Genomic DNA, 25,939 nt, shown 5'->3' on the forward strand with positions numbered 1-25,939 from the left:
TTTCGCCCTGTACTGTCTTCTAATAAAAAAGGTTATGGAAAAATCTTGTTTTAAAAAGATCGCGCGCTATGGCTTAGGTGCATTTTTGGTGGTCGCGGGAATTGGTCACCTGACTTTTGCGCGGAAAGAATTTCAGGCGCAGGTGCCGGATTGGGTGCCAATCCCTAAAGACGATACGGTGGTCTATTCCGGTTTTGCTGAAATTGCCCTGGGAACGGCGCTGCTATTGGCCAGGGGTAAACAGCGTGCTACCGCGGGTAAAATTGCAGCGGCTTTTTTTGTTGCGGTGTTTCCGGGCAATATTGCGCAATATACTGAACATCGGGATGGTTTCGGACTGGACAGCGATGGGAAGCGCCTTGCCCGTTTATTTTTCCAGCCAGTATTGGTTGCCTGGGCATTAAAGAGTACGAGCAAACGAAAATAGGTTATAGAATCAGGTATGGAAAACGTAGAAGTATGGATGCGGGGACCGATTGCAGGGATTCCCGATCTTTTGCAGCCGGTGGCTCATGCGCTGCTGCAAGCAGAAGAGGATATTGTAAAATATACCGCGCAGCTGTCATCTGAGCAACTCTGGGCGCGTCCCTGTGGAAATGCCAGCATTGGATTTCACTTGCTGCATATTCGCGGTGTGATCGACCGCATGTTTACTTATGCTGCGGATAAATCGCTCTCCGCCGAACAATTCGATTACCTCCAACAGGAGGGGATCGTAGATGCGGAGCTCAGTGTAGCTACTTTAGTCGAAAACTTACATCTGCAGATTGAGGAGGCCCTGCAGCGCTTATCGGCAATTGATCCTAAGACCTTAACCGAAGAACGTTTTCTGGGAAGAAAGCGTATATCAACAACCCTGATCGGTCTCTTATTTCATGCGGCTGAACATGCGCAGCGCCATGTCGGCCAACTGCTGGTCACAGCCCGCTGTCTGCAATAGATGGCAGATCGGCGCTATTGCCAAAGGTGTTCCTCTCCAATAGCAGACAATTCACGACAACGGACAGTCAAGGGATTAATTTGTAATTTCGTATACTTGTAAAATTCCATCAGGAAATACTTGATTTTTATAACCCCGTATAAAAATAAACTCCGTTTATGCAGATACTTTTGGTAGAAGATGATCGTCGTATCAGTAGCTTTGTGGTGAAAGGGCTGGAAGAATTGGGCCACCAGGTCATTTTGGCGGAATCCGCTGAGGCAGCGCGGGAATGGGTCAATGCCGAATCCCTGGATATCGTGGTATTGGATATTATGCTGCCGGGAATCGATGGGATTCAGTTTACAAAAATGCTGCGCTACCGCAAAAACCATATTCCAATTCTGATCTTAAGCGCACTGGGTGAAATCGATGATAAAGTCGAAGCCCTGGAAAGTGGTGCCGATGATTACCTGGTCAAACCTTTTTCGTTTAAGGAACTGGTCAGCCGCATCAAAGCCCTGGTACGGAGGGATAGTTATAAAAATACGGACAATGATACCTGCATTGAAATTCGTGACCTCAAAGTGGATCTGGATCGTTATGAAGTCTATAAAGGCGGTGCAAATGTGGATCTCTCTCCCAAAGAATTTAAGCTGTTTAAGTATCTGATCGAAAACCGCAATAAGACGCTTTCGCGTACGGCTATCTTGCAGGCGGTCTGGGGAATTGATTTTGACAATAACACCAATGTCGTGGATGTGTACGTCTCTTATCTGCGGGGAAAGGTGGATGACGGCAGCGATACATCCATTATAAGGACGGTCAAAGGGGTTGGTTACATGCTTAAAACCGACTGACCATGAACCTCAAGATCAGACTGACACTTTTTTCTTCTTTGGTCTTTACGATTATTTTCGGACTTGCCACGGTGGTTATCTACTGGATATTTTATAATTCATCGGAACGCCATCTGATCAGTTCACTGGAAAAGAACGCAAAGATCGCCGGGATCTACTACCTGGAAGCGGATGAACAGAGCCCCTTAAAACATCTGGAGTCCAAAAATCAATACGAAAGTCTAGTCAAACGGGCCATGGTAGCGGTCTACAATGCCGAAGGCCGGGTGAGCTATGGTGGCCTGAAATACGATAATCAAATCAATAGAAGCCTGCTGACGCGGCTGAAATCACAGAAAACAGTTTATTTTAAAACGGAGGATAGCTTTTATTTCGGCTTGTATTATCCAGATAATCAGGGTGATTTTTTTGTATTTGTCAAGGAATCTAATACGGATTTTAATCAGCAGCTGAACCGCCTGCTTTTTATTCTCGTGCTTGTTTTTCTGGTTGCCCTGATTAGCATCGTCCTGCTGTCGCTCTGGCTGAGCAAATATGCATATCTGCCTATTCGGAACGTCATTCAGGAAATCCAGCATAAGGATCTAAATACCATTCAGGAGCCGCTGACGGTCATCAGGACGAAGGATGAACTGCAGGACCTGATCGAAAGCTACAATGCGCTCCTGCGACGGATCAGTGAAAACATGATCATCCGAAAGAATTTTGTGAGCTATGTCTCCCATGAGTTCCGTACACCCCTTGCCGGTATTTTGGGATCCATGGAGGTTTTTGGGACAAAAGCCCGCAGTCAGGAAGAGTATCAGGAGCTGGCAGCAACAATCACCGAACACGTCAATTTTTTGAACCAGCTTATCGGAAATTTTCTGTTACTGACGGAAGACCAGGCCCTGAAGCGCTCCATGGAGGTCTTCCGCATCGATGAGGTGGTATGGGATCTGGTGCCTAAATTTGCCAGAACATTTACTGTACCCTTGAAAATCGAGCTCGAAGTGGATGAACCGCATTATTTTAATTTTCGGGGCAATCGCATGCTCCTGGCATTGTCGATCTCCAATCTGATCGAAAATGCGCTTAAATATGCCAATGGTCGGGAAGTGCTGGTGCGCATGACGACGGCCGATGAGCGTTTGTCCCTGCAGATCATTGATCAGGGTATCGGAATTCCGCAGGCGGAGCTGGAAGCGGTGAAGCAGACCTTTTACCGGGCGACAAATGTCGGCAAAGTCAAGGGCAGTGGCATCGGTCTTTCTTTTGCGCAGATCGTTTTTAAGGACCAAGGCGTGGACTTTGATATTCGTTCCGACGACCAGGGAACAAGGGTATCGCTGCTGTTTCCAAAATTCTAACCATTCTCTAATCTCTTCTAATCAAACTTTAATTTATCTTAAATTTGCCTGTAATCCCTGTCGCTTAGTTTTGTGGAAATACAAAATAGAGTGAGAAAGATACGCATTGCAATAGTTATTCTTCTTGGCCTGAATAGCAGGCTATCTGCACAGGAAATGCCCGAAAACCGTTTGCAAAAATCGGAAATCGAACAAGTCTTCTTAACACACAACCTGTCCCTGATGGCGCAGCGTTTTCAGCTAAAACAAGCTGAGGCAGCAATCCTGCAGGCCAAGCTATGGCCCAACCCCAAAATCTCCATCGGTGAGGTCAACCTCTGGAAAAACTCTTCCAGCGAGGAGCTTCCGCCTTTGATCGGGAACTATGGGCGGTACCAACAGGTGGAAATGGAACTGGAACAGACGATTGAACTGGCGGGCAAAAGAAAAAAACGGGTACAGCTGCAACTTCTCGAAAAGGAGAATGCACAACTGCAGTTTGAGGAATTGCTCCGCAATTTGAAATATGACCTCCGTAGTCAATGCTTGGAGCTGCAGGTGCTGCAGGAAAAGGAGCGTCTTTACGCCAATCAGGTTGGAATCTTCCATAAACTGGCGCAGTCTTACCAGAACCAGTGGAAGGAAGGCAACGTCAGCGAAATGGACTACCTGCGCATCCAGAGCGAGTCCATTGCTTTTGGAAATAAGCTGAATGAAATCCAGCAGGAGAAAATGGCAAAGATGAACGATGTCGCACGCTATCTGGGAGCGAAAGGAAAGGCGCTTTCCATTGCGGATACCATCGGCAACCCAGCCTTTATTGCGAATAGACAAAACGAATGGAAAATCATGGCCCTGGATAATCGCAGCGACTATAAAATCATCCACAATGAATTTAAGAAAAGTCAGGCGCAGCTGGAAATAGAGAAAGCCGAACGTGTACCAAACCTCGATGTTTCGGTGAATTATGATCGGGGCGGCAATATTATGCGTGATTTTATCGGTCTGGGCCTGTCTATGGATCTACCCCTATTTAATAGAAACCAGGGGAATATCAAGATCGCTAAGCTGGAACTGGAAAAAAATAAGGTTGAAATCGAGCAGTTCCGCATCGATATCGAACGGGAGATAGATTTTCTTTCGGCACGTCTAAGCAACCTGGAATCTAGCCTGAAGGCTATGGATAATGGATTTGACGGTAGACTGGAGGTCGCCCTGGAACGCTACGTCCGAAATTTTCAGGAGCGCAGGCTGACGATCGTTGAGTTTATAGATTTTATCAATAATTATATGGAAAACAAAGAATCAATATTGGAACGAAGGGCAAAATATCTTCAGTATAGCGAAGAACTGACCTATTTAGTCGGAAAGGATATCGTCCAATGAAAGGGAATGTTTTAATGCCGATCACGCTTTTATCCATTTGTCTCCTGTTGGGCTGTCAGTCAAAGCAACAGGAGGAACAGCACGTTGTTGGGACAAAAGGCTTTTGCCTTAGTGATGATTTCAAACACCATATTAAAATTGATTCAATCCAAAAGCGGGAGGTGTCTGAACAGATTGCCTTAAATGGCGCAATCCAATACAACCAGGATGAACTTGCGGCGTTGAAGAGCCCGATTCAGGGCATGGTCCAGTCCGTTGCTGTAAAAATGGGTGATTATGTGGAGAGAGGGCAGGTGCTGGTGGCACTCAAAGGGACTTCGGTCAATGATCTGGGAAAGGAACTCCGCGAGCTGGAAAACGGCAGGCGCCTGGCGGAAAGTAAGGTGAATAGTTTACGCAGCATGCTGAAAGACGGGATGGCTTCCCAACGTGAGCTGGAGGAAATGGAGAGCGAGCTGAAATCGGTACAGATCGGTATCCGGAACGTAAAGGCAAATATGAAGCTGTTGAATGGATCGGCCGAAAACGGTATTTTTTATATCCGTGCGCCCAAGGCGGGGTACATCATTGACAAAAAGGTGAGTCCGGGCATGACGGTAGGCGATGATACGGATCTATTGACTATCAGCAACCTGAATGAGGTCTGGGTGACTGTCAATATTTATGCGAATAACTTACCCTTTGTCAAAAATGGGGCTCATGTCCGGATCACAACGCTGGCTTATAAAGGCGAATATTTTGAAGGTTATATCGATCAGGTGGCCAACTTTTTTGATCCCGAAGAACGGGTGGTCAAAGCGCGTGTTAAGCTGCTCAATAAGGATCTGAGGCTCAAACCGGGCATGAGCGTGGATGTATTGGTCGAGAAGGGATCCGCAGGACAGAAACAACCCCTGCTGGCGATTCCCAAAGATGCGGTGATCTTGCATAACAATCAGAATTATGTCGTGATCTACAAAAGCGACTGCGATCTATCCGTGAAAGCTGTCGATATCGTATCGGAAAACGAATCCTATGCTTTCGTCGAAACGGGGCTGGAAGAGGGGGACCACGTATTGACAGAAAATGAACTGATTGTGTTTGATGAATTGATGAACAGATAGGATGAAGAAAGTTGTACAAAATATCGTTTCATTTTCACTGAAACATTCCCTGGTGGTGCTGTTTTTTACGCTGGCTTTATTGTTCGGCGGAATATACGCTTACCTGCATACGCCGATCGAAGCATTTCCGGATGTGACCAATACCCGTGTCCGGATCATCACGCAATGGCCGGGACGCAGTGCCGAAGAAATCGAGAAATTCGTCACGCTGCCCGTCACCAAGGAGATGAACACCATCCCGAAAAAGACGGATGTACGGTCCATCTCCCTGTTTGGGCTCTCTGTCGTCACGGTCCAGTTTGAGGATGGTGTGGAAGACTTCTATGCGCAGCAATATGCCGGTAACAAGATGCGTTCCATTGAATTGCCGGAAGGAGCAGAAAGCTCCATTGAACCGCCTTCGGGGGCCACAGGAGAAATCTTCCGCTATGTGGTCAAAAGCAACCTGCCGATCAAAGAGGTATCCGCCATTCAGGACTGGGTGATCGAACGGGAGCTTGTTGGTGTGCCGGGCGTAGCGGATGTCGTGAGCTTTGGCGGTGAAGAAAAGATCTATGAAATAAAGATCAATCCAACGGAACTGGCCAACTATAACCTTTCGCCCTTGGATGTATATGAAGCGGTATCGCGCTCAAATATCAATGTGGGCGGGGATGTGATACAAAAAGGAAATCAGGCCTATGTCGTGCGCGGTGTGGGACTGCTGGACAAAATAGATGATATCGGCAATATTTTGATCAAAGTGGTAGGGAATACGCCCATTCTGGTCAAACATGTGGCTGAAATAGAACTGGGGGCCAAACCGCGGCTGGGACAGGTGGGGCTCAATCAGGAGGATGATCTGGTACAGGGCATTGTCATTATGCTCCGCGGCGAAAATCCATCGGCGGTAGTGACACGCCTGAAAGAAAAAATTGAGGAACTGAACGGCCGTATCTTACCGGAAAATGTCAAGATTGAACCGGTGATTGACCGCACAAAATTGGTGAATAATACCGTGCATACGGTGTCGAAAAACCTGATTGAGGGTGTTATCCTGGTTTCGATCATTGTCTTTATCTTTTTGAACAACTGGAAGACGACCTTTATCGTGGCCTCGGTGATTCCATTGGCCTTCCTGTTTGCGATCATTCTATTGAAAATACAGGGGTTGCCGGCGAACCTGATTTCGATGGGAGCACTGGACTTTGGCCTATTGCTCGAGGGGACACTGGTGATCGTGGAGACTGTTTTTGTCTCCCTGGAAAAGGAGGCGCACCGGCTGGGGACGGCCCGTTTCAACAAGGTCTCCAAACTGGGGATCATTAAAAAAAGTGCAGGTTCGGTAGCGGGGTATATCTTTTTTGCCTTATTGATCCTGATTGTTGCGCTGACACCGATTTTTTCTTTTCAAAAGGTGGAAGGGAAGATGTTTTCACCGTTGGCCTTTACCCTCGGCTATGCCCTGCTGGGCTCCCTGGTCCTAAGCCTGACTTATGTGCCTGCCATGTGTAAATATCTGCTGAAGACGAACATCAAAGAGGATGAAAATAAAATAACTAAGGTCAGCCGTAATGTCATTTTTAAAGGTTTCAAGAAGGCTTTTGATCATCCGAAATGGACTTTGACGCTTTTTGGACTGGCGCTGGTTGTCTGTATTGTGCGCTTTAGCTATTACGGTTCGGAATTCCTGCCCAAGCTCAATGAAGGGGCCATTTATGTCCGGGCGACATTGCCCAATAGCGTCAACCTGGAGGAGTCCGTCAAGTTGACAAAAACAATGAAAACCAAATTGATCAAGCAGTTTGATGAGATTGATTTTATTATGACGCAGACAGGTAGACCCAATGACGGAACGGATCCGACAGGTTTTTTTAATATCGAATTTAATATTGAACTGAAACCGGAAGGGGAGTGGAAGCGGAAAATATCGAAAGAGAAACTGATCGGGCAGATGCGCGACAGCCTGCAGACTTTCCCGGGAATCAATTTTGGCTTTAGCCAGCCGATTCAGGACAATGTGGAGGAATATGTGGCCGGCGTAAAAAGTCCGCTGGTGATCAAGATTTTTGGTGAGAACCTCGAGGATCTGGAGAACAAAGCCAATAAGTTTGCTGAATCGCTCAAGAAAGTAGCGGGCATTACGGATGTGAATGTATTTAAAAATATTGGCCTGCCTGAACTGCGGATTCAGCTGCACGACTCCAAGATGGCGAAGTATGGGGTATCTACCAGAGATGTGCAATCGGTCATCGAGATGACCATCGGGGGGCAGTCCGTGACACATTTTTACGACAATGAGCGCATCTTTGATGTCCGGCTGCGCTTTCAGAAACAGTATCGGGACAGCCCCGAAAAGATCGGTAACATCATTATTCCGACGATGAATGACCAAAAGGTTCCACTGCGCGAAATCGCAACCATAGACTATCATACGGGGCCGGCCTTTATCTACCGCGACGGGAATTCCCGTTACATCGGTGTCGGATTTAATATCGAGGGCCGGGATCTGGGCAGTACCATTGCGGATGCAAAAAAACAGATCGCGGATGACATTAAATTGCCCAAGTCCTACAAGGTTGTCTGGGCCGGTGAGTTTGAAAGCAAGGAAAGGGCTACCAAACAGTTAATGAATGTGGTACCGGTTTCCCTGCTATTGATTTTGCTCTTGCTCTACGCCAATTTTGGCAATCTAAAAGATACGCTGATCTCCTCCCTGACGCTTGCTTTTGCATTTATCGGTGGTTTTGTATCCCTGTGGATGACAGGGACGACATTCGGGATCTCGGCAGGTATCGGCTTTATTATCCTTTTTGGTGTGGCCACAATCGACGGGATCGTTTTAATCGGTGTCATGAAAGAAAATCTCTTAAATAAAATGGGGCTCAAGCCCGCTATTTACGAAGCGGTAAAAAGCCGGATCAGGCCGATCTTAATGATTGCACTGATGGGGGCAATGGGCTTACTGCCGGCGGCACTATCCAATGGGATGGGATCTGAAATCCAAAAACCCCTGGCCATTATGATTGTCGGCGGTTTGATTATCTGTATGATTCTTTCGTTTTCGATCTTGCCGATTGTCTTCTACTACGCGTACAAAAGAGAAAATAAAGATTAAGCGCCCATTTTTTATTCATTATATACTTGATAAAGGCTGCCTGCTCATAAAGCAGTGCAGCCTTTGTTGTTTATAAACACCCGGAAAAATAATGATGAAGACTAATAGTTTTGAAGCGATGAGGGTATCGTTCACGTTCAGCAAAGCTTTTTCTAACGATATCATGAATATATCGACAAGACTTGTATATTTACTTTCAAATTAATCTACCTGAATTCAGAAGCATTGAATATGTTGGATATTGATATAGATCTTAAACTTTTGTCTCGATTACAGCAATCGGATCAAAAAGCGTTTGACAGAATCTACATAAAATATAGTTCAATACTCTATAGAACATGTATTCAACGTTTGGCAGACTCAGAAATCTGTAATGATATTATCCATGATATATTCCTCTCACTTTGGGAAAACAGGGACAAATCAGATATAAAAAATTTAAAAGCTTATCTCTTTCAGGCATTGCGATTCAAAATTATCGATTATATCGAAAAGAAAAGCAAGACGGAGTCTGTATTGCAAGGCTATCTGTATCAATTACAAAAGGATTATATTGGTACGGACGATACCATCCGTACCAAACTTTTGCAGGACCTGATACAAGAGGAAGTAGATAAATTTCCGAATAAAATGCGCTTAGTCTATCTGATGAGCCGTCATGAGAATCTTAGTTATGCGGAAATTGCACAAAAGTTAGGTATTTCCGAACTGACAGTGCGTGCACATATCAAGCATGCACTCAAGAGGTTACGGATTAAGTTGAGTTTTTTTATATTTTTCCTTACCCTCTACCTGCTCCATTAGCGACTCATATAGATAGAAGGACAATTACCTCCTAATCAATTTATGAAGCGTGAAAAGAAGTTAAGCCGCATATTGTTAAGAAAATATCTCGACGGCCGTTGTACGAAGCGGGAAAAAGATCTCGTGGAACGTTGGTACGCTGACATGGACAATAGAATAGCAGCTCAGGATGAGATGCAAATCGCAGGTAATCTGGCTTTGGTAAGAGAAAGACTGTCTACCAAAATACATTCCAAAGCAGTCTTGGTATGGTACTATCGTCCGCGTCTAGTAGCAGCCTCCATACTGGCGATATTTTTACTTTCAATAGGATTTTTCTATCTTCAACAGAGTAACGATAATCAAAACAAACCGCTCTTTTTGGATCAGGAAAAGGCCTATATTATTACCGGAGATGGTGATAGCTTAAGCCTCACGGGGCTGAGTATAGGTCAAAAAATAAACTTAAATGGAATACAGATCGAAAAGGCTGATGACGGCGAAGTCTATTACAAAACTACGGGTAATGCTGTTCCGCAGAACATCAAAATTAATACTCCTGCAGCCGGACAATTTAAATTTATACTTCCCGATGGATCAAAAATTTATTTGAATGCGAGCTCCAGCCTCATGTTCAAAGGCGATTTCTTAACTGGAGATCGTATAGTGAGACTAAATGGCGAGGCCTATTTTGAGGTTAGTAGCCAGTCCGATGAAAAAAGACAAAGAAAGCCGTTTATCGTATTTAGCAAGGGGCAAAAAATCAAAGTATTGGGTACCCATTTCAATATCTGCTCCTATGACAACGATTCTTTTACTAATACGACATTAATTGAAGGGGCAGTGGAGGTCCGGGCGCTGAATGGTCAACAAACTTCTTTAATCTTAAAACCCGGTCAGAAAGTTACCTTGGATAACGCATCGGGAGTTATGACGCCCGTAGCTACTAGGAAAGAAGCAGTTGTGGACTGGACATCCGGTTATTACAAGTTCGAAAATGAAAAATTGCCCTTACTCCTAAAACGGATATCGAGATGGTATGATGTTGATGTTGTAGTAGATTCGACTTTGTCCGAAATGACTTTCGGTGGAAGGATTTCGCGCAAAGATGATTTATTAAAAGCGATAGAAATCCTCGAGATGACTGGAGAAATTACAATTGAGATAAAAGCAGGATCACACAAAAAGAAATTGATTATTAATCCCAAAACAGAAAAGTAAAAAATTATGAAAAGAGCTCCCTAACTGGTTAAGGGCTTTACAATAAGCCGGAGGTGTTCGAGCACCTCCGACAATAAAATAAAGCTTCCTGTAATTTCTGGAAAAAGTATTCACATTCGAAACCCTATTATGAACAAAAGTATAAAAAATCATTTGTCCAAGAGCGTTTTGTGCCATGATATTTCATTCGTGATGGCATATTTTAAGAAGCTATATGTTTTTTGGATAAAACAGACATCTATAAAAAGCATTCTCATGAAAATGCAATTAGTCTCCCTATTTCTCTGTTTCTGTCTGGTACAGGTTGTCGCCAAAACAAATGGTCAAACGGTTAGCATTTCCGGTAAGAACCTGAAATTGACGCAGGTATTTGAAAAACTAAGTGAACAGAGTAATTTCGATATACTCTACAATAGTAAGGATATTGAATCTACGCGTAGCATCACGATTGATATGCAAAATGTCAGCGTGAATGCCGTATTGGAGTATTGCTTAAAGGGGCAACCATTTCAATATCAAATCAAAAATCGCAGTATCGTCATACAGTCGACACGAAAGAACGATAATTTTCAGCGATCAATTTCTGGACGTGTTCTGGATGAAAATAAAAAGCCGCTGGTCGGTGCCGGTATCTATATCGTAGAAAGTAAGCTTCGTACCACTACTGATGGAGCAGGTTTTTTTCGCCTGGATAATGTCCCCAATACATTATATAAACTACAGGTTTCCTTTGTGGGCATGCATAGCATAATCGTCAATATAAAATCTAATATGGGGGATATTATCTTACAAAATAATAATGCGGAACTTGAAGAAGTATTAGTCAATACAGGCTATCAAACACTTCCTAAGGAACGATCCTCTGGTGCATTCGACATTATTTCCGGAAAAAGAATTGAGAACAAGATCCAGACCAATGTCCTGGAACGACTTGAGGGCATGGCTCCGGGACTGATGCTGATCAATGGCAAAGATACTGGTGGAGATGCGCTGACGATCCGCGGCGTATCGACCTTATTTGGTACAGCCAGGCCCCTTATCGTTGTTGACAATTTTCCAATAGAAGGTGATATCAATAGCATAAATCCGAATGATGTAGCGAGCATTTCGGTACTGAAGGATGCTGCGGCGGCATCAATTTGGGGAGCCCGGGCTGCAAATGGTGTAATTGTGATTACAACCAAGAAGGGGATGGCGGGGGAAGCTCAATTTCAATACACGAACAGTTTCCAATTTGAGCCTAAACCTAATATCGGCTATTTAAACCGTCTGGGGGCGGCGGATGATATTACTATTGAATCTAAACTCATTCCTCGCACGGCACAATTTGAACAGAGCATTCGTCGTAGAGGAAGGGAGATTTCTAAATATACGCAGTTTTTGATGGACTCCCTGACGGGAAGAATCACTACAGATCAATTTCGAAACCAAGTTACTAGTCTGGCTCAGCTGGATAATACACAGCAGATTAAAGACCTTTTGATGCAGAACCCCTTTCTGCAAAATCACAGTCTGGCCTTAAATGGAGCAACGGATAGGTTCCAATACTACGGATCCATAAATTTTACAGACCGTAGAGGTTATAATCTCAAAGAATGGAACAAAAATTATAGCATCTTCTTAAAAACAAGCATCGATCTCACACAAAAACTTCGCTTGGGGATAAATAGCAACTTTACTTTTGGTAATGGATCTCAATCTCCGGTACCAGCATTGAATATCTTCAGGCTAAAACCCTATGACCTGTTAGCGGATAAAACAGGGCAACCATTAGCGATGAATAGAGCCGCAGGAAGTGCGGGACAATCTTCTTCCAATGTCTATACCATTGAACAGCGAAGAGCATGGGGATTGGAAGATGAATCCTATTACCCTTTGTTGGAGCTGGATAGAACAGAAATTACAAACAGGAATAATAATAGCCGTATCCAGGCGGAATTGAATTATAAACTGGATGCCGGTATTGGCTTTAATGTGAGCTATCAGTTGGAAAAAGGAAATGCCTATTTGAGACAATATGCACATGCTGATCAGGCGGATCTCGTCAAAACGATAAATGATTATGTTACGCCCGTACTAGGGAGCAACAATGAGGTTCGGGTGAATGCTGATGGTACGTTATTTACACCTACCTTTAATATTCCCCAAGGGGGGCGGCTGGATGAAAACAGGACTGATTACGATAGTCATGTCATCCGTGGCTGGGCTGATTTAAACAAATCGTTTGGGATACATCAGGTGAATGCCATATTGGGACTGGAAAACCAACAGGTGCAAATGACAGGTAGTAAGTTGACAAAATATGGCTACGACGACAATAGCCTCAATTTTGTACAGTTAGACTATCAGCGTTTACAGGAAGTTACGCCAATTCTTCAGGCCCTAAATGGGGTGCGCACATCCTTTCCTTCGAGTGATGCATTAAGTTATTTGGAGAACAGGTTTGTCTCCGCTTTTGCGAATGCTTCTTATACCTATAAAAACAAATATACGTATACTGGAAGTCTCCGTATTGACCAGACGAATCTATTCGGAACGGATAAAAAATACCGTTATGCACCGATGTGGTCTTCAGGGCTAAGCTGGAATATCGGTCAGGAAGATTTTGTTAAATCCATTCCTGCAATCAATGAACTGTTATTGCGGGCAACTTACGGTATCAATGGTAATATTCCGAAAAATTCTGGCCCCTTTATGATTGCACAGGCTGATGTCCATTTTATAACGTTATTGCCGAGTTTGCAGATTACCATGCCACAAAATGACGCCTTGCGGTGGGAAAAAACCGCTGTGACTAACTTCGGGCTAGATTTGGCGATGTATCAGCACCGTATTCGCCTAAAGGCAGACTACTATCTGCGTCGGAGTAGTGATCTCTTGGGGGATGAACAGATTAACCCCACTTACGGGTTCGAAACAGCCCAGCTTAATACAGCAAGCATGAACAATGATGGATTTGAAATACAGTTGACCACTCAAAATATTAAAAAGCCAAATTTTGGATGGACGACGACATTCATGTTTGCGCAGAATAGAAATAAAATTACAAAAGTTCATCTAAGCAGTAATTACCCGAATCCGCGGGCCATTGCAGCCGGCACACCATATTTTGAAGGTAAACCTTATGGAGCGCTGTATAGCGTTCGATATGGTGGATTGACATCGGATCGAGGCCAGCTACAGATTCTTAATGAAAAAGGTGAAGTCGAGCCGGATCGTCTAACAGATGATATCACATTGGCTTATTACTCTGGAAATAGAAGGCCTGTAAGTAATGGAGCTTTTAGTAACAATATTCGGTTTAAAAACTTTGAACTGAACATGATGTTTGTTTTTTACCTGGGACATGTTATGCGTCAGAATATGCCAGCTGCTTATTATGGCATCGAATCAAAAGATGGCCGACTGGCCAATGCCTGGGAAAAAACTGGAGATGAACAGTATACCACTATCCCAAATGTTATTTTAGATGATTCCAATTTTTATACGTATACCTATTATGGTGACTTTTTAGATGTGAATGTGTTTAATGCAGGCTATGCCAAGCTGAGAGAACTCATTTTGACTTATAATATGCCGATGACCTTGTTAGGAAAACAACGGTATATCAAGGCGCTTCAAATTAATCTTCAGGGGCGCAATCTTTGGACGATCAGAAAGAACAGCGAGGGAATTGATCCGGAAGCATTTTCAGGAGGAACCCGTACATTGCCTATTTCCCCAACGTATGCTTTCGGGGTAAATCTGAAATTCTAAAAGGACCAAATAGAAATTGAAATAAGTAATTTTTTTCCATGAAAAAGTATATACACATCATTATATCAACTGTCGTTCTGAGTCTTCTTAGCTCCTGTGAAAAGTATCTTGATATTACCCCCAAGGGATATGTGATACCACAAACGGTAGAGGATTATGAGCGGATTCTGAACGATATATCTCTAACAAAAATGTTGTCTGACGGCATTGAAAAACTTTCTGACGATTATTACGATCCTTCTTTAGTTGAGGGGACAGATGTCATGGCAGTAGATTATCGCCTGTATTTCTGGTTAGCGAGTCCGTATTCTACACCTTCCGATTTCCAGTATTATTCTTATTGGAATCAATTATATAATAAGATTTATCAGTACAATGCGGTCATCAATGGTATTGATCAGGCTTCTGGTGCAACCGATCAGCGCAGGAAAATTGCTAAAGGAAGAGCACTGGTCGGTCGCGGTATCTGTTATTATTATCTGAACAATATTTATGGACAGATCCCCAAATCTTCCGGAGATCACTCAGCACTCGGTGTTCCTTTGGTCGTCAGCAATAAACTAACAGATCCTTTGCCTCCACGGAGCAGTACTCTTGCTACCTTTGATTTTATTGTAAAGGATTTACAGGAAGGAATTAAATTGATTCCAGTGAGCTCATTGAGCAATTATCAAATAAATCAAATAGGAGCATATGGTTGGCTGGCCAGAACTTACCTTATGATGAAATCTTATGAAAAAGCTGGTGAAACGGCGGAGACAGCGTTAAAATTGAATAGTACATTATTGGATTATAACACACAGTATGAAGTCCGAGAACCAACAAATGCACCTAGTTTTTACGTTCCAAAGGCAGGTGCTCCAATCATGACCCCTCAGCTCAATCCGGAAAATTTGCACATTATATTTTACGGTTATACGCGGGGCATGGCATTTCAACAGCTGGCGACACAGACGATACAGGCCTTTGATCCACACGATCTCAGACGGATGAATATTGTGCCTACCTACAGTGCTGATGGTAGTATTGCAAATTGGGATGGCCGTTTTAGCTATATGGGAGCGCTGAGCTATGAATATAGTGCCGGCCCTACCACGGCTGAAATGTACCTTATCTTGGCCGAATCAATGGCTCGCCTTCAAAAATTTAGTGAAGCAATTGACCAGATAAATACGCTCCGAAAAAATAGGATAGCGCAAAAATATTATCAGCCACTACGGCATAGTACAGCGAATTCAACAATGACATATATCTTCAGGGAAAGACGAACGGAACTACTCTTCAAGAGTGTACGCTGGTTTGACATGCGTCGTCTCCAGAATGATCCCGAATTTAGCTTTACTGCCATTCACGAACTGGCAAATGGCAAAATTATTAAATTGGAACCCAATAGTCCGCGATATACAATGTCTATTCCGGATCGGGCCGTCAATAATCAAATCACTCAAAATCCATAACAACAATGAAAACTTGCAAATATATATTGATGGTTGCTTTAATAATAAGCGTCATAACCTTTTCTCTTGCCCAAAGCAAAAGCGTATTGTTAACGATTAACGCACCCAATAGTTCAGATCTCACAGTAACAGTGACTTCACCAGTGGCAGGTTATTATTTTGAAGGCAATAAAACTTATTATACACTGGATCAGAAAACGTTCAAAGGTGAATATCAGATCCCTTTAGACAAACAGCAAATTATCGTTGTTAACAACAATTTTCGGGAGGCTAAAATTATTGCCCGTCCCGGCCAGCATATTGAAATACAATTCTTGGAAAATGATAGTTTAGCGATTAAAGGGGATAATAGCCAAGGACAGCTATTGTATAATCGCATCTCAAAAGAAGATACACGCTCACGCTTTCAAGAATTAGATCGGTATTCAACAGTAAGGGAACGCCTTCGAATGATGGATAGTATGCAGAAGGCCGATTATTTGAAAATAGAGAAACTGTCGGAAGTCAAGAAGATCGAACCAGATTTTATTCGGTGTTTGAAGGCTGAATCCGAGATGTATTATAAACTTTTGTGGTCTACCGATCTTTTTTTTACGTGTAGACCTCTTATTTATAGTGGTGAATCCGCTGAAGTTAGCCAACAATTTGTAATTGCCTGGAAGGAGCTTTATAGTGGAATAACAACAGACTGGGCAAAATCTCCATTTTTTCCTTTATTAATGTCCCGCTACAGTAGCCTACTTTCTATCGACGGGGGAGGTGAAAAACACAGCGCAACACCTTATGCAATTCAGCAGATTGAAAGGTTAAGACCGGTATTAAAAGGGAAGCTTCTAGAATTTGGCTGGGCGAATAGCATTGTTATGGGATTGGGAAATAACGAGAATGAAAAAATATGGATGGCAAATTTTTCGGAATTTGAGCAGTCTTTTCCGAAAAGTCCTATAATCTCCATTCTAAAACCGGAGATAAAGAAAGTGGAAGATTATCACGCTAAATTGCTTATTGATACTCCCGGGGTAATTTTTTTGGAAAATACAGGCAAATATTCCAATTTGAAAGAACTGATGAAAGGCATTAAAGGGAAATTTTACTATGTAGACCTCTGGGCTACTTGGTGTGGGCCATGTAAACAGGAACTACAATATAGTATACGCTTGCATAACGAGCTCGAAAAAATAGGCTATACCCCGCTCTATCTTTCTATTGATAATGAAAAAGCTGATGAAAAATGGAGGGAGATGGTGAAGGGGTTTCCGCTCAAAGGACTAAATATGCGTGCAGGGGAAACGTTACACAAAGCGTTGGATAAAGAGCTTCCCCAGTTCGTAGGAATTCCCCGCTATCTGATTGTAGATGATCAGGGAGAAATTGTCAATTGGGATGCCAAACGGCCTAGCGATGGGAGAGAACTTCTCGAACAACTCATGTCTTATCGTAAATCAAAATAGTCATTGCTAGTATAGGCTGTTTACATGACCGCTTAATGCCATGGATAATTTTTATTTAGGCTAACATGATGAAGCATCCTAGATCTATCGTCTAGGATGCTTGTATTATTTATTACTGTAACTTTATCTCCTGTAGTATCTATTTGCCACCTAAAGCAGTTCCTTTATGTAACCCATCTACATCATAGCTGTCAGCTCCTTATTTCCCTCCGCATAAAAATGTAATAAGACCAGGCAAAGCAGATCATTATGGCGGCGGTGAGTCCACTGATCTGGGGCCAAACCATCAGAAAACTTTCCCGAAAGGAGAGCGGTGAAGGGATGGCGCCTACCATCTGTTCCATGGCGATAGGGCCCAGGCTGCGGACGGATGGCATCAGTAAGGTGGTGGTTGCATCGGTATACAGTTGACTTGGTGATAAGCGAAGCAGATTTAAGATCAGCTCATTATAGCCAATGTATTCCTGCTCCGAAATATAATTGGGATTGGGTAAAAATGGACGAATGGCCAAATTCACCAGGATAGGAAAGAAGACGGTAAAAAACAACCAAATGCCGATTGCGGTAAGTGCTGAAGTGGCCGGCTGACGAAAGCGGATCGACAACAGGATGGACAGGCTCAGCCAGAAGGCAACATACAACACACTGATCAAGGTGAAACCGAAAATGCGGAGCAATTCTTGGGGTTCTATCCGCACACCGGTACCCATGAGTCCGCCACCGATCATCAACAGGACGAGCGCGACAAATAATGTGCCCACAACAGCTAGAGGTGCTAAAAATTTGGCGAACAGGAGATTGTCGCGGTAAATTGGTTGTGCCAGCAAACGGGTGAGTGTCCCATGGTTATATTCTGCATTGACGGCGTCAAAACCAAGGGCTATGCCCAATAATGGTGCTAGAAAGTTTAAAAAAACATGAAAGGGTGGAATGGAATTATCCGTTGTGGTCAGGAGCTTTAAATATAAAAATGACTGATCGGGGTCGCGCATATTGCTGACAGCGTCTTTGAGTCCCATAGATGAAACATACAGGGATGCTCCGAAGGTCAGTACGATGAGCAAGATCAGTATAATAAAACGCCAGCTGCGGATATGTGCCGCGATTTCTTTGCGGACCAGCACCTGCATCGGAACGGATGGTCGGTTATTGATATCTTTTGAAGAAACCGTTGGATTTTTCATAGACAGTATGTGTTGTTATGCTGTTCTCAAAATATGTATTATAAATATCGTCGAGCTGGTAGTCATTGCGGTTTACGGAAACAATGTCAGCATCATTGTTGACCAGGATGCGTACGGCCGCCGCAGTGGCATCATTGTCGGTTATCAACTCGATCGAATGCCCCGTAATAGCAAGCTTGCGAATGCCCGGCAGCACATGGAGTGCTTGTTCAATTTTTGCGCTATCGCCCGGGGGCTGTTCAAGAGTAATGACTGTGTTGACTCCTTGCTGCTGCTGTAGGCTCTGGGCCAGGCTTTCAATAGATCCTTCAACCAGTAACTTACCGCCAACGAAAATGCCTACCCGATCGCATACACGCTGTACCTGGTGGAGGTGGTGTGAAGAAAGTAGTACGGTAAGGTTGTGCTCTCGGCTGAGCCTTTTGATGAGCTCGAGGAATTCATCAACGCCCTTAGGATCAATGCCCAGCGTAGGCTCGTCAAGGATGGCAACCTCGGGAGCCTTGATCAGCACTTCGGCTAGGCCTAGGCGTTGTTTCATCCCGCGGGAAAATGCACCCGCTTTTTTATGCATTTCCCGTTCGAGTCCTACAACATGCAACATGTCTTTAGCGGCAGCTTGCGCATAGGATTCAGTCAGTCCATTTAATTCGGCAATGAAGCATAGGTTTTCCAAGGCTGTCATATCCGGGTAGAAACCTACATTGTCAGGAAGGTAGCCAACTTTGCGTTTCACTGCGATAGGATTGCGCGTGGCATTATGGCCACAGACATAGGCTGTGCCGGCTGTAGGTTCGGTCAGGCCCAGCATCATGAGAATACTGGTTGTCTTTCCGGCGCCATTGGGGCCGAGTAGGCCAAAGATTTCTCCGGGATAAATATGCAGGTCCAACTTGTCTACGGCGGTTACTTTACCGTAGTTTTTGGTCAGGCCTGTCAATTGAATGATAGGATCCTTCATAATGATAATCTTTTTTTCGCGCCCTTATCTGCGGCCGTATTTGCGGATGAGATAATACACCAAACCTATTGCCAATACAATGACCAGTATGCCGATCCAGCCAGAAAGCAAAGAAGTCTTGACGATCATACGGAATGAAATGTCGGCGTTGCTGTTGGATGACTTGATCTCGAATTTGGCCGCATAGTCACCAGCGATAGTCTTGTCGGGAACTTTTAAGTTGACCTTGATGTCAATAGATTTGCCTGCTTCGAGCTGTTTGATATTCGAGGGATCGAAGCTCGCCTCCCATCTGCTGGGTAGTTGGGAACTAAGTTCCAATGCATTGAGCGGAAGAGTGCCTGTGTTTTTGACCTTAAGCAGAATTTCCTTGCTGCTGCCGGATACGACTTCGTCGCTGAGTCTCCCACTGGGTGTGGTCAGCTCAAGTGCATAGGAGCCTTTGACGACTGCCTCCAGCTCAAGTTGTAGCGTATCGGTTGGGGATATGGCCCGTACTGGAATTTTATATTTATCAGGTTTAGCGGTAATGGGACAACTGATTTCAATACTTATTTCCTGTACTTTATTGGGTTGCATCTGCAGGGAGGTCACTTGTGACCCTTCCACGCGATAGCTAATCTGCCATCCATCGGGGAGCTCTGCATTCAAGTTGTAGTTGACCAATTGAGCAGAACCATTGGTCAGGGTCGTCGTATAACGAAAAGGTTCATTGCTAGGGGCCTCGATATTGATCAATCTTGCTTCAAAACTGGATTTGAGCGGTTTCACGGTTTGCCCCGATAGATAGAGGCTGTTTGCCAGCACAATAAGTGCGATAAAAAATGGCCTGAAAGAAAAACGTCGGTCTGTGTTTGTAATTAGTAATTCTGTTAACATGATCCAATAACTAAAATTTATATTTAAATAGAATATTAGCTTTAAAAAATGTCGGTTTGGGTATCAGGTACCTTTTGTAAAAACCGCTCCCAAATTAAAAATCAATTTGATAAAAATCAAGGGTGAAAGAAAAAAAACGATTGTAAAAATAATGTGCTTAAATGATCTGTAAGGTGATCATTTATACTGAATGCCTGAGTTGACTGCCGTTAGTCGAAATTTACAGACCTGAAGGTCTTCTTAATGATAATCTTGGTGTTTTCTGCCAATTCATCCAGTGTACAGTGTATTGATCTTAATTGTGTTTTTGAAGCCGCTGTATCATTGAGCAGAAGATTGATACGCAATCGTCGGATATCCGAGGCCTCATGGTCACCACGTAATTCATCAAATAATTCATGAATAATCTTTTCGCAGCTGTTCTGGTCGAAACTGGCGATAGTGATGTATCGTCCCTGGCAGTACATCTGTAGTTCAATATAATAATTTGATGTTTTCATAATCCTTATATTAAAGACTGAAAAATAGGTTAGCCTCCAGGGGAGGCTAACCAAGTTAAAGTTGCTATTTGGATCTTTAGGATATTTCGATCAGCCGTGGTTCTTTCTGTTTGGCCTCTTCTTTTTTAGGTATTGTCAATCGTAGCATACCATTTTCATAGCGTGCCTGGATATTATCCTGATCAACTACATCCTTCTGAAGCTCAAAGCCGCGCTGGAAAGATTGGTAACTGAACTCCCGGCGTGTATAGTTGTCTTTATGTTCCTCATTTTGTTCCTCCTTAGCGGAAGCTATGGTCAATAGGTTGCCATCGAGTGTCACCTTGAAATCGTCCTTTGCCATGCCTGGAGCAGCGACCTCAACTTCGAAGGTGTCTCCGTTTTCCTTGATGTTGACCGCAGGAACGGTGGTGCTTGTGGATGAGTAATTTTTGTTGTCCCAGTTTAAAAGCTCACGGTTAAAATTATCAAACATGGGCGAAAAAAGTGAAAAATTGTTCCAGTTTCTTTTTGCAAGTTTCATAGTAACCTCCTTTTAATGAAGTATAACAATAATTAAAATTTGCCAGCCGGCCGACTGTAATAAATAATCTACAAAAAAAATACCGAGCTTAAAAAACTGAAATTTTTGCACCAAAACTGTCAAATTTTACATGATAAATTGACAGAAAAAATAGAGCTTTAGGCAAAAAGGGACCTAATTGTAGCTTTTTTAAACTATTTCCAACTGAATATTGTCCTTATAATAATCCATTTGATGGATAACTTAGTTATAAAGGTCAGGATTCTTGTATGTTCCTGGCCTTTTCTTTTTTGTGGGAAACTTTCAGCTCCCACCGATTGTTTATAAGATAGGTAATCAGCACATCTGATCGTACAAGCTGTCGGATTTGACTTGGTTCAATGTGCATCTTTTGATTAGCGAGTAGGTATTTATTTAAAAATTGATATATGAAACGGGAACAAATTGAAACCTGGATAGCCGAGGGATACAACATTCTGGAACATAAGAAGCCCAAAATCGTCCAGGGGGATGTCTGGGAATATCTGAATAAATGTGATGGACATGGCACCGATGTGTATGCCCTGTCGGAATTGGCAAACTGGTCGGATCGGGAATTGTCGGAATTGGAACTGCGTAAATACGCGAAAGAGTACGGACAATTGGGGGAGAAGCAATTTCTGCGCAATGAAGCCATCCGCACGAAACATGTTGATAAATATGTTGCATTCCTCAAGCTGTTTTATCCCAATAGTGTTGAAAAGGAGCTTGAAGAAGCTAAATTTTTGGCTGAAAGGGTACGGCAAGTTACCAAAGAAGAGATGGAACAATGGGTCGTGTCCAACAATATCAATGTCCTATTGTCTGATTTGAACTGTCTGGATGAATCAGCTATCATGACAGGAATGGTTGTCCCCTCCGAAGAACTGGTCAGCTATACTGATGGGGGACTACAGGATACTATGGACTGTCACGTGACGCCCATGGAATTTTTTAGCCACACGAACCATACTGCTTACTGGATAGATCCAAAAATAAAAGCCTAGCGTATTTATGCTAGGCTTTTAGAGGTGAAGCTGGCTGTCTGGATTTATATGTTTAGCTTAGCCGATGAAATGAGCCTATAATTGTCTTTTACCAGATTCATTATATTTGCTAAAAAAAGCTATGTCCAACGCCAGATTGAGCTTAATCGCTACTTGCCTACATATTGTCGTTTCTATATTGCTGTTTAATTATATGGAGCAGCTGAGCCGGCATGATCTTGATGGGATAGGTATATTTCTAATATTCCTATTGGTGGTATTGGCGCTCATTTTTGCAATAAAATCAAGATTGACGACTTTGGGCTTGTTCCTGCTTTTTGTCAACAGTGTCTTTCTGCTGATCTGGCTCGTTCTCCTTTATTTTGCGCTGACTTTTACCTTTAAGGTATAACTTTGGTCTCAACAATATTTTGCTGAAGTTCGCGAATCGTAACTGAGCTAATGCGGATATTAAAACAGACCTGCCTTCCGCGATGTTATCCCTATCTTTATGACCAAAGAGATTATAAAAGCAAAAAATGAACGTGAAAACAGCAAAGTTGTTAAGTCTGCTGATGTGGATATGCGGTTTGGGAAACAGCCTATTTGCGCAGAAATTCTATCCAAGAAATTTCATTCTTCTCTATACGGATGAAGGGGTTCAAGCGGATAAAATTGCTCAGTTAAATCAAAGTTACCTCCTACCAACGGGATTCCAGCGGGTGAATGATAGCCTTTATATACATCCGCAGACGAAGGAAAGACTGTCACTGTCCACCAGGCAGCAGGATAATAAAAATGAACTGCTGCTGACCTACCTTACTGCTGTTGATCTTAGCGTTTTTAGGGCGCGCTTGCTCGATTATGAGCCTAAGCTTGAGCAGATCGACGCGCATACCTATCAAGCTACATTTAACAATCCGGTGGTTAAGTACATGATCCCCGGGGATACCGTCATTGACAATAAGCGGCTTCATACCATAAAATTTCTGTTGATCTATGATAAAGGACAAAAATTTCCTTTTTCTTCGGATAATTATACATTTCCGGCTACGGAGACTTACCCGCTTCAGCATACCACCTGGTATCTTACAGCCAAATACGAACGATCACCATCAAATTCGGAGTACAATGAGATGAGACTTATATTCGGCAAAGAGAAGACGGCCTATAAGATTGATTTTGTGGATGACATCAATTTTAAGATAACGTATACAGATCCGAAAAAAAAGACACATGTGTATCAGGGCGAATACCAAAACTACAAATCTGACATATCCTTTTTTAACCGTCAGGGAGGATGGTCGGACAAGGATAAATCAGGTAGGGCGCTTGCAACCCCGGGCGAACAGTATATGGGTAAGGAGTCATTTTATGAAGATCCGAAAAAGTTTGCGGAGGCCGCAGGAACGGCCAGATACCTCCGCTTTATCTTTTCAAATAACTATCAGTCTATCTACCATCCTGATTTGGACCTGATGGAATTGAGCAAGCGGGAAGCCAGGGAACAGGAAGATATTTTAAGTATGCCTAAACAGGTGGAAAAATGAGGAAACTACTAATCTTATGTAAGCTGACTGTCTTGCTGTGTATCTCATGTAAACAAAAGCAATTTGATTTGACTGATCTGCGATTTCCAATCGAAAAGAAACAGCTCAATACGCTGGGCGTGAAAACAGATCCGTACAAAACTTTTCTTGAGGAGGAGACAATGAAATTCATCAGTGACAGTAGTTCAGTTATGCGGTTTGGTGGAATAGCATTGGCCGGTAATCTCAATCGTTATGATAAGCATATCTATGCGTCCAATAAGGTGGAATTTTTTGAGGATCGTGAGGATAAGACTATTCAGGCTTATAAAATAGCTATTCAGACGATTGAAGAAACGGAACTATTAGCTGGTTATTTTGATCAGCAATTCGGGACAACAGACTTTTACTACAAAGATAAAGAGGTGAGCTGCAGAGTATGGGAAAAAGAGGGGATGTTGTACTATCTCGGAATACAATTCGATGTATATGACCCCGAGCGGATAGCTAAACATCTCAAAACTGCGCTGCTATTTGTGGTCAACAAAACCAGTCGGAATCTCATCAGAGAAGAGGCTCCCCAAAGTAGCTATTTCCGCTTTTATAAATATTATCTCGAAGCGAAAGAGCAGCCTGAATATAAAACATTTACCTATCGGCAGTATATGCAGCTAAAAAGTAGTCAAGATCAATCCGAAGGTTGGGAAACACCAACAGGATAATACTGCTCCCATTTCCAGGGAGTAAAAGTATCGCCGATCAGCTGTGCGAGCAGGTCTTTAAACAGCATGCTGCCATTGACACTATTGCAGATCATCACAATGGAAATGCCCTGGTCAATAAAATTGATGTTGTAATTTTTCCATGCATCATCACCGCCTTCTTTAAAGAAGGCTCGACCATAGGGTGTTTTGAGTAGTCCCCAGCCCAGTCCATAAGCAAGTTGAATCGCTTGGTTTTCGCTTGTTGTTTCGTTGCTGATTGGCGGGAACTGGGTCTTGGAAAAAATGCGGATCTGTGGACGGATCATTTCCTCAAAGGTATTTTTTCGGATGCCTTTCCCTTGGAGGATATATTCGATAAAGCGCGCATAATCACTGATGGTCGTGACCAGGGAACCGCCCGCAACAGCAACAGTCTTTTTGCTTTTTACATCCTGCTGTCCACGTTCATGGTGACCTATGGCCAGATCATCACCAAAACTGCTGTGCCAGACATAACCCGATCTGCGCATGCCAATGGGATTAAAGATGAGTGCGCTGGCCAGATCGTCAAAACTTTGACCGCTTATTTCCTCCAATACCAATTGAAGAAGTTTGAAGCCTTCTCCGGAATAGGCATAACGTGAACCGGGCTCAAAATAGATTTTGACAACTCCGAGCGAATCATAATCCGGATTGGTTGCTGTAGGATCAAACCATTTTAAATTGGGGAAACCGGTTGTATGGCTGAGGCACATGCGTGCTGTGATTTTTTTCCATCGTTCGTCTCCTTTCAGTCCAACAAAATTCGGATATTCGGGGATCTGTTTTTTGAGGTATTGATACAATGGTCTGTCCAGATCCAATAGCTTGTTATCGACCAATTTCATACAGAGATACCCGCACACGGCTTTGCTGAAGGATGCACCATAGACAATGGATGCGGTATCGAGCAGTTCGCCACGAAGTTTATCCTTATAACCGTAGGTTTTGAGGTAGACAGTCTTTTTTTTATTGAGAATAGCAAGGCCAATTCCGGGTACATTGGCCTTAACCATGAGCGCATTAACGATGCTGTCAACGGAAGCTCCAGTGATCGTCGTGCCATCCAAGTGTGTGATAATGGTACTTTGACAGATCGCTTGCAGGTTATAGGATAGGAGTGCTATCAGGCTGATAAAAAAATAGATCCTTTTCATGGCTTTTTTATTTCAAATATCTGAATAAGCCCATTGAAATTGTGACGACAACTACACGACAACTGCGCGACATGTCGCATGAAAGGCATAAAAACCTA

The 25,939-nt window shown here is 43.2% G+C and carries 22 protein-coding genes; 16 read left to right on the plus strand and 6 right to left on the minus strand.

What is annotated here, in order from left to right; genetic code table 11:
* Window positions 1–34: 34 nt before the first annotated feature.
* The 12 genes from HMAT_RS24320 to HMAT_RS24375 all read left to right on the plus strand — a co-directional run bounded on the left by HMAT_RS24320 (window position 35) and on the right by HMAT_RS24375 (window position 17,361).
* Window positions 35–427 (plus strand): hypothetical protein, encoded by a 393-nt coding sequence (locus HMAT_RS24320; RefSeq protein ID WP_104385437.1) that lies wholly within the window; start codon window positions 35–37, stop codon window positions 425–427.
* Window positions 428–442: 15 nt separating this feature from the next.
* Window positions 443–940, plus strand: a complete 498-nt coding sequence (locus tag HMAT_RS24325) for a DinB family protein (protein ID WP_104385438.1) — start codon at window positions 443–445, stop codon at window positions 938–940.
* Between the two features lie 158 nt (window positions 941–1,098).
* Window positions 1,099–1,779: a response regulator transcription factor gene (locus HMAT_RS24330; protein ID WP_104385439.1), complete on the plus strand. Its 681-nt coding sequence runs from the start codon at window positions 1,099–1,101 to the stop codon at window positions 1,777–1,779.
* 2 nt (window positions 1,780–1,781) lie between these two features.
* A complete protein-coding gene (locus HMAT_RS24335; protein WP_104385440.1) occupies window positions 1,782–3,128 on the plus strand; it encodes a sensor histidine kinase KdpD in 1,347 nt (448 codons plus the stop codon).
* 90 nt (window positions 3,129–3,218) lie between these two features.
* Window positions 3,219–4,493, plus strand: coding sequence for a TolC family protein (locus tag HMAT_RS24340; protein ID WP_158656113.1), 1,275 nt, complete (start codon window positions 3,219–3,221; stop codon window positions 4,491–4,493).
* On the plus strand, window positions 4,490–5,596 hold the full coding sequence (locus tag HMAT_RS24345; RefSeq protein WP_104385442.1) for an efflux RND transporter periplasmic adaptor subunit: 1,107 nt from the start codon (window positions 4,490–4,492) through the stop codon (window positions 5,594–5,596). Before HMAT_RS24340 ends, HMAT_RS24345 begins: the two co-directional genes overlap by 4 nt.
* Window position 5,597: 1 nt before the next feature.
* Complete coding sequence (locus tag HMAT_RS24350; protein ID WP_104385443.1) at window positions 5,598–8,693, plus strand: efflux RND transporter permease subunit; 3,096 nt, start codon at window positions 5,598–5,600, stop codon at window positions 8,691–8,693.
* Window positions 8,694–8,924: 231 nt separating this feature from the next.
* The gene (locus tag HMAT_RS24355) at window positions 8,925–9,497 is read left to right on the plus strand and encodes an RNA polymerase sigma factor (protein WP_104385444.1); all 573 of its coding nucleotides are present in this window, start codon (window positions 8,925–8,927) and stop codon (window positions 9,495–9,497) included.
* A gap of 42 nt (window positions 9,498–9,539) precedes the next feature.
* Window positions 9,540–10,697: a FecR family protein gene (locus HMAT_RS24360; protein ID WP_104385445.1), complete on the plus strand. Its 1,158-nt coding sequence runs from the start codon at window positions 9,540–9,542 to the stop codon at window positions 10,695–10,697.
* A 255-nt stretch (window positions 10,698–10,952) separates the two neighbouring features.
* Complete coding sequence (locus HMAT_RS24365) at window positions 10,953–14,453, plus strand: SusC/RagA family TonB-linked outer membrane protein (RefSeq protein ID WP_158656115.1); 3,501 nt, start codon at window positions 10,953–10,955, stop codon at window positions 14,451–14,453.
* 38 nt (window positions 14,454–14,491) lie between these two features.
* Window positions 14,492–15,910: a RagB/SusD family nutrient uptake outer membrane protein gene (locus HMAT_RS24370; RefSeq protein ID WP_104385447.1), complete on the plus strand. Its 1,419-nt coding sequence runs from the start codon at window positions 14,492–14,494 to the stop codon at window positions 15,908–15,910.
* Between the two features lie 5 nt (window positions 15,911–15,915).
* Window positions 15,916–17,361, plus strand: a complete 1,446-nt coding sequence (locus HMAT_RS24375) for a TlpA disulfide reductase family protein (RefSeq protein ID WP_104385448.1) — start codon at window positions 15,916–15,918, stop codon at window positions 17,359–17,361.
* Between the two features lie 191 nt (window positions 17,362–17,552).
* Here HMAT_RS24375 and HMAT_RS24380 read toward each other — a convergent pair whose 3' ends face one another.
* From HMAT_RS24380 to HMAT_RS24400, 5 genes are all read right to left on the minus strand, one after another.
* The gene (locus HMAT_RS24380) at window positions 17,553–18,545 is read right to left on the minus strand and encodes an ABC transporter permease (RefSeq protein WP_104385449.1); all 993 of its coding nucleotides are present in this window, start codon (window positions 18,543–18,545) and stop codon (window positions 17,553–17,555) included.
* Complete coding sequence (locus HMAT_RS24385; RefSeq protein ID WP_104385450.1) at window positions 18,508–19,506, minus strand: ABC transporter ATP-binding protein; 999 nt, start codon at window positions 19,504–19,506, stop codon at window positions 18,508–18,510. The genes HMAT_RS24380 and HMAT_RS24385 overlap by 38 nt, the downstream gene beginning before the upstream one ends.
* A gap of 24 nt (window positions 19,507–19,530) precedes the next feature.
* Complete coding sequence (locus tag HMAT_RS24390) at window positions 19,531–20,385, minus strand: NEW3 domain-containing protein (RefSeq protein ID WP_104385451.1); 855 nt, start codon at window positions 20,383–20,385, stop codon at window positions 19,531–19,533.
* Window positions 20,386–20,594: 209 nt separating this feature from the next.
* Entirely contained in the window at window positions 20,595–20,885 is a 291-nt protein-coding gene (locus tag HMAT_RS24395; protein ID WP_104385452.1) for a hypothetical protein, read from the minus strand.
* 76 nt (window positions 20,886–20,961) lie between these two features.
* Complete coding sequence (locus tag HMAT_RS24400; protein WP_104385453.1) at window positions 20,962–21,408, minus strand: Hsp20/alpha crystallin family protein; 447 nt, start codon at window positions 21,406–21,408, stop codon at window positions 20,962–20,964.
* 428 nt (window positions 21,409–21,836) lie between these two features.
* Between HMAT_RS24400 and HMAT_RS24405 the strand changes: the two genes are divergently transcribed.
* The 4 genes from HMAT_RS24405 to HMAT_RS24420 all read left to right on the plus strand — a co-directional run bounded on the left by HMAT_RS24405 (window position 21,837) and on the right by HMAT_RS24420 (window position 24,663).
* Window positions 21,837–22,433 (plus strand): hypothetical protein, encoded by a 597-nt coding sequence (locus HMAT_RS24405; protein WP_104385454.1) that lies wholly within the window; start codon window positions 21,837–21,839, stop codon window positions 22,431–22,433.
* 121 nt (window positions 22,434–22,554) lie between these two features.
* Entirely contained in the window at window positions 22,555–22,824 is a 270-nt protein-coding gene (locus HMAT_RS24410; protein WP_158656117.1) for a hypothetical protein, read from the plus strand.
* A 127-nt stretch (window positions 22,825–22,951) separates the two neighbouring features.
* Window positions 22,952–23,962 (plus strand): hypothetical protein, encoded by a 1,011-nt coding sequence (locus tag HMAT_RS24415; protein WP_104385456.1) that lies wholly within the window; start codon window positions 22,952–22,954, stop codon window positions 23,960–23,962.
* Window positions 23,959–24,663, plus strand: coding sequence for a hypothetical protein (locus HMAT_RS24420; protein WP_104385457.1), 705 nt, complete (start codon window positions 23,959–23,961; stop codon window positions 24,661–24,663). The genes HMAT_RS24415 and HMAT_RS24420 overlap by 4 nt, the downstream gene beginning before the upstream one ends.
* Here HMAT_RS24420 and HMAT_RS24425 read toward each other — a convergent pair.
* Complete coding sequence (locus tag HMAT_RS24425) at window positions 24,630–25,841, minus strand: serine hydrolase (protein WP_104385458.1); 1,212 nt, start codon at window positions 25,839–25,841, stop codon at window positions 24,630–24,632. The genes HMAT_RS24420 and HMAT_RS24425 overlap by 34 nt on opposite strands.
* Window positions 25,842–25,939: the final 98 nt, after the last annotated feature.

Origin of the sequence: Sphingobacterium sp. HMA12 (assembly GCF_002933815.1) — a bacterium.
Taxonomy (GTDB): Bacteria; Bacteroidota; Bacteroidia; order Sphingobacteriales; family Sphingobacteriaceae; genus Sphingobacterium.